Consider the following 10,833-nt stretch of genomic DNA (forward strand, 5'->3'; position numbering starts at 1 on the left):
TAAAATTGAAAAAAGCCAAAATCCAATAAAGAATGAAACATTTAATAATAGAGGATACAAACAGCCTGGAACTGCTATAATCTTATCCTTGCTTATTTTTCCTGGAGTGGGTCAATTTTATAATGAAAATTTAGGGAAGGGTTTTTTGTTTTTTGGGGCAGGGGCATTAGGCACAGGTTTAATGTATTATGGCTATCGAGAGGTAGAAAATACTAGAGAACACCCTAATCAATATAGAAAACATTTCAATGAATCTTGGGGTAATACTGGAGCAATTATCTTTTTTACTACATGGGTATTTGCTTCTATAGATTCCTATTCTTCTGCAAAAAAAATCAATCGCAATTTATCGATGAATGAAGAAAAGAAAAAGGATATACGATTGACATTCACCCCGAATGGAATTAAAGTATGTTATGGATTTTGAAAGAATAATATTTTCCGGTTATGTCATTAAGTAAGCAAAAGTGATCATCCGAAATGATGAAATCCCCCTACCCCCCTTATTAAGGGGAAAAAGAAAACGCTACTATCACTGTAGATGTTTTTAGGACTTGTCAGATCCCCGTTCCTTTAATTCCCCCCTTAATAAGGGGGGATGCCGAAGGCAGGGGCGATCATGAATGCCTGAAGGAGCACACAATACCTCACATTTACCACTGATTACTTACCAAAAGGGATAATTGGGTTTTACTTTTTATGACCGAAAAACACATAAGAAAAATTGCCTTTGAACTGGGAATATCTCCCCGTCAGGTTGCTCCCACAGCCGATCTTCTGGACGAGGGCGCCACTGTCCCCTTTATCGCACGGTATCGTAAGGAAGCGACCGGAAGCCTGGACGAAGTCCAGATCACCGCAGTCCGGGACCGTCTGAAACAACTCCGTGAGCTTGACGAGCGCCGGGAATCCATCCTCCGTTCACTCGATGAGCGGGGACTCCTGACCGAAGAGCTCAGTGAAAAAATCATGGCAGTAGAAACCATGGCCATACTGGAGGATATTTATCTTCCCTACCGCCCGAAACGGCGCACCCGTGCATCCATTGCCCGTGAGAGAGGGCTGGAGCCGCTCGCGCAGATGATTTTCGAACAGGGAGACCTCGATCCCGAACAGGAAGCTGCCGCCTTTGTGAATCCCGAAAAAGAAGTCAATACCATAGAGGATGCGCTGGCCGGCGCCCGCGATATCATCGCCGAATGGGTGAACGAACATGGAGAAGCCCGTGAAAAGATGCGTGAATTTTTCGCTGCCCAGGCGCGGTTCCGCTCCGGCGTGGTGTCCGGAAAGGAAGTTGAAGGGGCGAAATACCGCGACTATTTCGACTGGGACGAACCGGTTGTCTCAGCACCCTCGCACCGTATCCTGGCCATGCGCAGGGGTGAAAGCGAGGGAGTTCTGAGCCTGCGCGTTACCCCGCCGGAAGAACCGGCGCTCTTCATCCTCGAACAGGTGTTCTTGAGAAACGACACCCCGGCGGCCCGTCAGGTGCGGCTGGCTGTTCATGACAGCTACAAGCGTCTTCTCTCCCCTTCCATGGAGACCGAGATACGCCTGGAGACCAAGAAACGCGCCGATGCCGAGGCGATACGGGTGTTCGCTGAAAACCTCCGGCAGCTTTTGCTCGCATCACCTCTCGGAGGAAAGATTGTTCTTGCGGTCGATCCCGGCCTGCGCACCGGCTGTAAAATCTGCTGTCTCGACAGTCAGGGCAAGCTCCTCCACCATGATGTAATCTACCTCCAGCAGTCGGAGAAGCTCGAACAGGAAGCCGCCGACAAGGTCCACACCCTCATACGTGAATACGCCATCGAAATAATTGCGGTGGGAAACGGGACCGCCGGGAGGGAAACGGAGGCTTTCCTCCGCCGGATGGTTGACATACAGGTGGTGATGGTGAATGAAAGCGGCGCCTCGGTGTATTCGGCGTCCGAAGCGGCCCGTGAGGAGTTTCCCGACAAGGATGTGACCGTCCGCGGGGCGGTTTCCATCGGCAGGCGGCTCATGGACCCCCTTGCCGAGTTGGTGAAGATCGATCCCAAATCCATCGGTGTGGGACAATACCAGCACGATGTCGATCAGTCCCGGTTGAAAGACAGCCTCGATGATGTGGTGATGAGCTGCGTGAATGCCGTAGGGGTGGAACTGAACACCGCCTCCAAACAGATCCTCACCTATGTTTCCGGCCTGGGACCCAAACTCGCCCGGAACATCGTGGACCACCGGAACGAGCACGGCCCTTTCCGCTCTCGTGAGGAGATAAAGAAAGTTCCCCGTCTGGGTACGAAAGCGTTCGAGCAGGCGGCGGGATTCCTCCGTATCCGTGAAGGAGACAATCCCCTCGATGCCAGCGCGGTGCACCCGGAGAGCTATCCGGTTGTCAACCGTATGGCGCTCGACCTGGGCTGCACGGTGAGCGATCTTATAAAGGAGGCAAACCTCCGAAAACGGCTCGACCTTTCCCGCTATATCACCGTAACGGTCGGGCTTCCCACCCTGAACGATATTTATGAGGAATTGGCCAAGCCGGGCCGCGATCCCCGCACATCGTTCGAGATTTTTTCCTTCTCCGAGAATGTTACGAAGCCCGAAGACCTGCGTGTCGGCATGAAACTCCCGGGAATAGTGACCAACATCACCGCCTTCGGGGCTTTTGTTGACATCGGGGTGCATCAGGACGGCCTCGTGCACAAGAGCCAGCTTGCGGATAAGTTCGTGAAGAATCCCGCGAATGTGGTCAAGGTAAGCCAGAAAGTCATGGCGACCGTGGTGGAGGTTGACCTGGTGCGGAAACGGATATCGCTTTCGCTGAGAACTAACCCGCTGCCGCCGAAAGAACGAAAGAAATCTGAAATCTGAAAGTGAGTTTGAAACGCGGATGGACGGGATGGATTGTAAATAAGGAAAGTGATATAAGCGAAATGACATTCTCCTTGAAGTGCGGCATTTGAGCGGCTAATTTATAATCATACTGCAAATTAGCCGAAGATATCAGTGTCGAAAGTTTTTTAGCCGGCATACCGTTAATAGCTGATCAGGGAAACACTTAACCTAACAGAGGGGAAAAATGGCTAATACGACTATAGCCGATTTAACTGTGGATCAGTTCAAGGCGCTCATGCAGGAAATTGTTATTCAGACATTTACCGAAATGCTTGGCGATCCTGATGAAGGTTTGGAGCTACGAGAAGACATCAAAGTTAAAATTCAAAAGTCACTATCGGCTGTGAAGGCAGGCGAAAAGATTATACCTGCTGAAGAAGTCGCATCTAACTTGGGGCTGACCTGGTAATGGGAACTATAGCGTGCTTTATACGTTCGATAAAATGGCGCAGAAAATTGTCATTCATTTCGTCAAACACCATAGTGAAGTCTATAAAGTGAGATAACTGATAATTACTATTTTAGGGTATAAACATGAAACTGTTTACCATCGGTCATAGTAACCATAGCATAGAGAAATTTATTCAATTATTAGAAGACAATTACATAATGACTTTGGTTGATGTGCGTTCTGCTCCATTCAGCCGTTACAATCCTCAGTTCAATAAAGAAAATCTTGAGAACATCCTTTCGGGCAAAAGTATTGAATATGCCTATGCAGGTAAGTATCTGGGTGGCCGTCCTTCAGACCCCGCTTGCTACAAGAGCCATGTGTTACCGCCGGAGGGTACAGATTATCTTTATGAAGTAGATTACCCTGAAGTTATGAAGCGCCCCTGGTTTATACAAGGTATCATGCGTTTGTTGGAGTTGGCCAATGAGCAGATAACAGTAATCATGTGCAGTGAAGAGGATCCCGCTGAGTGCCACCGGCATCACTTGATCGCCCAATATATCATGACGGAACATCCCGAAGTAAATGTTCAACATATTCGAGGCGATGGTATAGTTTATAGTGCTCGTTCAATCCAGGTGTCAGTAAACAGGCCAACGGCCGAACAACTATCATTGTTCCGGGAGGAGCAATGAAACTCTATACTATTGGATTCACTCAGAAACACGCAGAATTATTTTTTGGGCTTTTACGCCAAAATAGTGTGCAACGATTAGTTGATATTCGTCTTAATGCAGTTGGGCAACTTTCAGGTTTTGCTAAAAAAGATGATTTACCCTTCTTTCTGTCCAAACTCGTGGATGGCTGCCAATATATTCATTTGCCAGAGCTTACCCCTACAAAAGAAATTTTAAATGAATATCGTTCAGACTCGGATTGGTCCCGTTTTGTAGCACGTTTCGAAGCTCTCATGGATGAACGCAAGATTCCAGATACACTGGATAAAGTGGGATTCGAAAGATTCACCTCCTGTCTACTTTGTAGCGAGCCTACTCCTGAGCAATGCCATCGCCGTTTGGTCGCAGAAAGACTGACCGCACACTGGCCTAATGTGGAGGTCTTTCATTTATGAAGAAGCTATTAATTATAACCGACCTTACCCGCATGAAAGAGAAGCGGGTATGTATCGCCGGTTATGACGAAAATGGTAACTGTATCCGTCCGGTATTGCCACCACCAGGTATCAAAGAAAATACACTGTACTTACGGGGAAGCCATGTGATTTCCCCTTTTTCAGTGGTCGAATTCGATTTTCTTAAGCACCTTCCTCGACCACCTCACACTGAGGATTACCTTTATAATCCGAAATCTATTCGATTTATCGAACACTTGGATTAAAAGCGTAAACGTGAAATACTCATTCAAACCCTGTTTGAGAATATCAGCGCGATATTCGAAGTACCTGTTTTGTCTGATCCGGGACATTACATCATGGATGGTCAGGGGCCTCGGTCGCTTGGTACTATTCAGCCGCGGCGAGTGATAAAAGTAATCCATGAAAAATCTCCCGAAGGTATGTTGAAGTATCGTCTCAACTTTATAGATGGCCAAGGGAAAAGTTATAGGTTGACCATTACAGACTTAGCGTGGCGCTATTATAATGACCGGCTGCGAGATGAAGGGAAAACACCGCAGCAGATTTCCTCAGACCTCATAGCGACACTTATGAAGAGCGAAGTTTTTCTACGGATTGGTCTTGCGCGTGGCTGGGAAAAGTTTCCAGATAGATGTTTCCTGCAGATTACTGGTGTTTACAGTTTTCCTGACTATCTCAAAGGTCAGACATTTTCTGACCTAGCCCCTAAGCGAAATAAGTATATCAAATACCTGAAAAGTGTGTTGAGAGAAATATGCCGGCTAACCACACATTAAGGCCGACTTGCTATCATTGCAATTGTCAACCGGATATTGTTCATGTTTTTCTGTGCGGGGTGTGCAACCGTGGGGCGCGACTTAAAGTAAATATATGATGCAAAGCTCCGGTTATACCCCTCCTCATATTCTCCTATTCCGATGGCCGTACGATTGGCGCCAACGCTTTAATAAATACCGCCGCCTGACGAATCATGCCCAGATCGTTGGGATGAGTGCCATCGACCGTGCCATCGAAGTCATCTCCCAGCATCCCATCGTTCGACAGGAACGAGAGGTTCTTCATTCCGTCCTTTGTCAATTTCTCGTACACGGCGCGGGCGATGCGCCCTTTCTCGGTCGGGGTGACATTCCGGACGCTTGGATCCTCGGCGAGGAGAATCGGGGTGACCGGATGCGCGCTGCGAAGTTTCCGCACGAACGGCTCGAGGCGCTCCTTCACCATGTCGGGAGTCATGTTCGGCAAGCAGTCGAGGACATAGACGGACGGGTCGAGCTCAGCGAGCAGATCGGCCATTTCCGGCTCCATCCTGCCGCTTCCGGAAAATCCCAGGTTGATGACGGGGACATCGAGCTCCCTGCCGACAATCGAAGTGGCGGCCATGCCGGGGCGGGAGGCGCACCCTCCCTGTGTGATGGAGGTGCCGTAAAACACGATCGGCTTATGGCGCTCACGGGCGGACGGTTTCGGCGTCGAGATGGTCTTGTCCTGGGGGATTCCGATCTCCACCGACTTCACGCCGTTGTAAAGAGGCAGGTACAGGATATACTCTCCGCCCGGCGTGAGGCTGAACGGCGCGGTATTCGTGACCTCCTTTGGACGGCCGTTTCCCAGGAAACGCCACTTCCCCGCCTTGTCCCTGAAATATAGGTCAACGCCGCTGACCCCCGTGGCCGGCATATGGGGCATGGCAAGTTCGGCATTCAGTAGACTCCAGCGCACCTGCATGGACGGTGAATCGGTGGTAAAGCGGACGCACATTCCGGCGGAATGGTGGCTCAGGTTCCACACCGAGGAAGGTGCGGTGTCTTTGGCTTTCGCCGGAAGACGATCCCAGAAAGACTCGGTGTTCTCCCACCCTTTTCCCTCGACCGTTAGCAGTTTGCAGTCATACCATACGGTCTTGCCGTCCGGGTCCGCTGTGCTGCGGCGCGGGTCGATCCGGTCGGCGTGGAGCGGGGCCGCCGCGTTGATGAGGGGGAAAAACAGGAGGGCGATCGTGAGGAGGCGGAGGAGGAGAGGCATTCAATGTCCTTTCTTTCGGTTGGAACGGCTTACCGTTGAGCTGTGAACGCAATGACTCCAGGGGATATCAATATTTGTGTATCAACATAGCACAATTCATTGTCAAGTCAAGCGTAAATTATACTTTTACGGGTGTATGTTTGATTGCCGCTTTTTCTCAAAACCAAAATATACTATCTTTCATTCCGGCAGGCGTCTCGACAAATGTTGTTCTTTCCGGATTCTATACATTACGACACATTTTATTGCGTTTTTTCCAAAATAGATGCCGAAACAAGTTCGGCATGACACGTGTCATCCTGAACTCGTTTCAGGATCTAAATACTCAAAACAAGCGCAATTTGGATTTATCAATGACCTCAAGAGAACGGCTTCTCACCGCCCTTCACGGGAAAATTCCCGATCGTCTTCCGGCGACCACTCACCATGTCATGCCCTATTTTCTCAACCGGTATCTGGGAGGTATGACCAGCGATGATTTCTTCGAGAAATTCGGCCTCGATCCCGTACGGTGGGTGATGGCGCACCGTCCGGATACCTCCCGCGGAGAATATTTTGACCCGCAGCATGGAGCTGTCGGCTTCCTGGAGACCAGGCGTGTTTCGACCGATTCCTGGCGAGTGGAGGCGGAAGAGCTGGAGGGATATGAGTACATGACAACACACTACAGGTTCGTCACTCCCGGGGGGACACTGTCAATGACACTTCAGTCCGATGAGTATACCTCCTGGGTAACCGAGCGCCTGATCAAAGAAAAGGCCGATATCGATGTCATCGGAGAATACGTCACCGCGCCGAAATGTGATGTGGATGAGGTGAACAGGCAGGCCGCAGATTTCGGAGACCGGGGGATCATCCGCAGCCACATCTGCTGTTTCGATGTGTTCGGGCAGCCCGGCTGCTGGCAGGACGCCTGCTGTCTCGTCGGAACCGAGAAGCTGATCCTTGCGGCGTTCGATGACCCCGGATGGGTGCACGCGCTCCTGAAAATCCTCCGTGACCGTAAGACGGAGTATGTTCGCTCAATGCGCGGCGCCCGGTTCGATATCCTTGAGCTTGGCGGCGGGAGCGCTTCTACCACGGTCATCTCACCCAGCCTGTTCGATGAATTCGTTGCCCCTTATGATGCGGAAATCATCTCCTGCGCCCATGAAGCGGGTCAGCGGGTGGTTTACCACACCTGCGGAGGCATGATGCCCATCCTGGAGCAGATTGCGGACATGCAGCCCGACGCCATGGAAACATTCACCCCTCCGGAAATGGGCGGAGACGTTATTCTTTCCGAGGCCAAGAAAAGGATCGGGGACCGGGTCTGCATGATCGGCGGTTTCGACCAGTATCATTATTTCAAAGGCTGCGCCCCGGAAGAAACCCGGAAAGCGGTACGGCGGGCTTTTACGGACGCCGGAAAGGGCGGAGGATTCATCCTTTCCCCCTCGGATCATTTTTTCGATGCCGACCCGGCGCTGATCAGGGCATTTGCAGAAGAAGCATCAGAGTGCAGATATTTTCAACATACATGAGGTAAGGCTCCGGGAATATATCTCTTCTCTTTTCCCCTTTTTTTCACCTTTCACCGCAAAACAGCTTGAAATGGACCTCCCCCGTTGCTTACCTTTATGCAATTCCCTCTCCGGGGGATTCAGGGGGCTGCATTCCTAAAGAAGCTATAGTGTCTGCCTATATTTTTGGAGGATTCATGAGGTCTTTTTCCGCTTTTTTTCTTGTCGGCGCCATCGTTATCATTTCAGGATGCGCAGCGATTCAAAAGCAGCCGCCGCCATCACCCCCACCGCAAAAGGAAGTATATACCGGCCCGCTGCTCGTTCCGGCGGAAGACCCAATTCCGGGAGTTCCCGCCGAGGTGCAGTTTGCGGACTTCTGGATACGGAAAGCGGCGGAGCCCGATGCAGTCATGCTCTCCCCCGCCGAGATTGAAACGTTCAACCGTGAAAATCCGGCCCGTCAGGGTGTCATGCTCGACATCCTGACCATGCCTGACACGAGCGAGGGGAACAAGATCCGGGATTACATGGCGGCGAACGCCCGATACCTTCTCGATGCCAGATTTTACGTTACCGCGGACATCCCGCTGGAAAAGGCGGAGCGCGCCCGCATCGCCGCCCTCATGGACACCCTGGGAGTGCCTGACCTCATCACCATAAAATTCGGCATGATTCTCCGCAACACCATGGGGAAGCTCTGGCCTACCAATATTCCGCTGATGTCAACACCCGGCGACAACGAATTCGATCGGGGGGTGGCCTCCACTCTCGATATGGGCGAGCCGGTGGCGCTTCTCCATGTCTCAAGGGACGGCCTCTGGTCGTACGTGCAGAGTAGTTCCTTCGGCTGCTGGGTGCCCTCCGAGGATGTGGCTTTCGGCGACCGGGAATTGATAAAAGATCTGGCAGATACTTCCATGCCGGTGGTCGCCATCGGGAGCAGGGTAAGCGTTTTCCCCAGTCCCGAAGGTGGCGCGGCCATCGGATCGATCACCATGGGGAGTTATCTCCCGGCGCGGTCGGCGGGAAACGATTTCTGCGAGGTGCTCTTCCCCTGCCGCGGGCCGAACGGCGAGCTGGCGGCAAAAAAAGGATACGTGCGAAACGGCTCGGATGTTTCGCTCGGATTTCTCCCCTACACCCTGAGGAACGTGTACCAGCAGTGCTTCAAATTCTTCGGCTTCCGGTACGGCTGGGGAGGCATGTTCGGCGACCGGGACTGCTCCGCCACCATCATGGAGGTGTTCCGGTGTTTCAATATCCGCCTCCCGCGGAACAGCGCCAGCCAGGCAGGCGCTTCGCCCCGGATAGTAAAGTTCGACGGCCTTGACCGCGCCGCACGTTTGCAGGCGCTCCGGACAGTACCCGGCGGCGTTACCCTGCTCCGGATGCCCGGACACATCATGATATATCTCGGCGAAGCGGACGGGAAACCCTATGCCATTCACAATTTCTGGGCCTGGCGGGAACCAAAGCCGGGAAAAGTTGACGTGACGCATCGAGCCGCACGGGTGGCGGTTACCGATCTCATGCTCGGCGAAGGCTCCCAGCGGGGGGCGTTCATCGACCGGTTAACCAACGCCGCGATTATCGGAAGATAAGAGCTGACAGCCATGCAGAACTTCTTTACATTCCCCGAGTGTTTTATCGACGGCATGGTCAGGCTGACCGGGGAGGAATATCACCACGCCGCCAGGGTCTGCCGGGTGCGGGTGGGCGAGATGATCGGGGTCGCCGACGGCCGCGGCAGAAGGGTCGAGGCCCGCATCGAAACGATCACCGGCTCTTACCTCGAAGCCCGGGCGACCCGCGACGTCAGCGGGCGGGGCGAGCCGTCGAGGGAAATAACCCTTGCGCTCTCCCTCATCAAACCGGCCCGGTTCGAAATTGCGGTCGAGAAATGCACCGAGTTTGGGGTGCGCCGTTTCATTCCGCTCGCTGTACAGCGCTGTGAATATTCACCCGCACGGTTCAACAGCGTCCGTCTCGCCCGCATCGCCCTTGAAGCGGCAAAACAGTCCGGAAGGTCCTGGCTGCCGGATATCGCTCCTGTCTCTGGTATTGAAGTGCTGTCCAGGCCGGGGCATGCCCTCCTCGTCGCATCCCAGAAAGCGCAGGAAAGCCTTGAGGATGTATTGAGCCATGTAACTGCGGATAAACTCATCCTTGCAGTCGGCCCGGAAGGGGATTTCACTCCCGAAGAGATCGCCTCCCTCGGCGCTCAGGGGGCATTGTTTTTCTCGCTCGGAGGGCTGACTCTCCGGGCGGAGACTGCCGCTATTGCGGCGGTGGCGCTGTGTGGGGTGAATAAAAAGAATGTCTGAACCGCGGATGGTCGGGATGAATGGATGGACGGGATGAAAGAAATTTCAACGGAAAATAGGATTAGTTTATTCCGGCAGACCGACTTTTTTCAGCAGGGCTTTGTAGCGCGGGTCGGAGCGGATTTTTTTAAACTCAGGATCGGCTCTCAGCATTACCAAATTCCAATTTTCCGGTGTTCGATTTTTGTATGCCTTTTCCATATATTCAAATGCGCGGTTGTTATCACCCAAAGCCGAGTATATATACGCAATAGAGATAAATGCTTTCCTCTTCTCCAGATTCTTGACAACCTGCTCCGCCTTTTTCCGATCACCCATGAATCCATAGGTAATACCGATATGTTGATCCTCAATAGGGTCTATTCTCATGATCTTACATTTTTCTTGAAAAGCCGTCAGCGCATCTTCATACCTGCCGGTAGTATAGTAGAGCCTTCCCAGATGTTGGAAAAGATACCACGACTCTGGAGCATCCGGGTTTACTTCCTGTGCCTTCTTGTAGAATTCCATTACCTCGTCATATTGTCCGAGATCAAGATAGATGGCCAT

At 52.0% G+C, this 10,833-nt stretch carries 11 protein-coding genes; 9 read left to right on the forward strand and 2 right to left on the reverse strand.

Annotation, left to right across the window (positions count from 1 at the left end):
- The 6 genes from Q8O92_00805 to Q8O92_00830 all read left to right on the forward strand — a co-directional run.
- Positions 1–427, forward strand: a 427-nt coding sequence (locus Q8O92_00805; GenBank protein MDP2981854.1) for a hypothetical protein, incomplete at its 5' end; no start/stop codon positions are given.
- Positions 428–699: 272 nt separating this feature from the next.
- Complete coding sequence (locus Q8O92_00810; GenBank protein ID MDP2981855.1) at positions 700–2,859, forward strand: Tex family protein; 2,160 nt, start codon at positions 700–702, stop codon at positions 2,857–2,859.
- Between the two features lie 208 nt (positions 2,860–3,067).
- On the forward strand, positions 3,068–3,292 hold the full coding sequence (locus Q8O92_00815; protein ID MDP2981856.1) for a hypothetical protein: 225 nt from the start codon (positions 3,068–3,070) through the stop codon (positions 3,290–3,292).
- A 125-nt stretch (positions 3,293–3,417) separates the two neighbouring features.
- Complete coding sequence (locus Q8O92_00820; GenBank protein MDP2981857.1) at positions 3,418–3,972, forward strand: DUF488 domain-containing protein; 555 nt, start codon at positions 3,418–3,420, stop codon at positions 3,970–3,972.
- Entirely contained in the window at positions 3,969–4,409 is a 441-nt protein-coding gene (locus Q8O92_00825) for a DUF488 domain-containing protein (GenBank protein ID MDP2981858.1), read from the forward strand. Before Q8O92_00820 ends, Q8O92_00825 begins: the two co-directional genes overlap by 4 nt.
- A gap of 359 nt (positions 4,410–4,768) precedes the next feature.
- Positions 4,769–5,209 carry a hypothetical protein gene (locus Q8O92_00830; protein MDP2981859.1) on the forward strand — a complete coding sequence of 147 codons (441 nt, stop codon included), beginning with the start codon at positions 4,769–4,771 and terminating at the stop codon, positions 5,207–5,209.
- Between the two features lie 133 nt (positions 5,210–5,342).
- Here Q8O92_00830 and Q8O92_00835 read toward each other — a convergent pair whose 3' ends face one another.
- Complete coding sequence (locus Q8O92_00835) at positions 5,343–6,455, reverse strand: SGNH/GDSL hydrolase family protein (GenBank protein ID MDP2981860.1); 1,113 nt, start codon at positions 6,453–6,455, stop codon at positions 5,343–5,345.
- Between the two features lie 353 nt (positions 6,456–6,808).
- Between Q8O92_00835 and Q8O92_00840 the strand changes: the two genes are divergently transcribed.
- The 3 genes from Q8O92_00840 (at position 6,809) to Q8O92_00850 (ending at position 10,284) form a co-directional block, all read left to right on the forward strand.
- Complete coding sequence (locus Q8O92_00840) at positions 6,809–7,978, forward strand: uroporphyrinogen decarboxylase family protein (GenBank protein MDP2981861.1); 1,170 nt, start codon at positions 6,809–6,811, stop codon at positions 7,976–7,978.
- 176 nt (positions 7,979–8,154) lie between these two features.
- Entirely contained in the window at positions 8,155–9,561 is a 1,407-nt protein-coding gene (locus Q8O92_00845; protein MDP2981862.1) for an SH3 domain-containing protein, read from the forward strand.
- Positions 9,562–9,573: 12 nt separating this feature from the next.
- Entirely contained in the window at positions 9,574–10,284 is a 711-nt protein-coding gene (locus Q8O92_00850; protein ID MDP2981863.1) for an RsmE family RNA methyltransferase, read from the forward strand.
- 66 nt (positions 10,285–10,350) lie between these two features.
- On the opposite strand, the gene Q8O92_00855 is transcribed toward Q8O92_00850, so the two are convergent.
- Positions 10,351–10,833, reverse strand: a 483-nt coding sequence (locus Q8O92_00855; protein MDP2981864.1) for a tetratricopeptide repeat protein, incomplete at its 5' end; no start/stop codon positions are given.

This window comes from Candidatus Latescibacter sp. (assembly GCA_030692375.1).
Lineage (GTDB): Bacteria > Latescibacterota > Latescibacteria > Latescibacterales > Latescibacteraceae > JAUYCD01.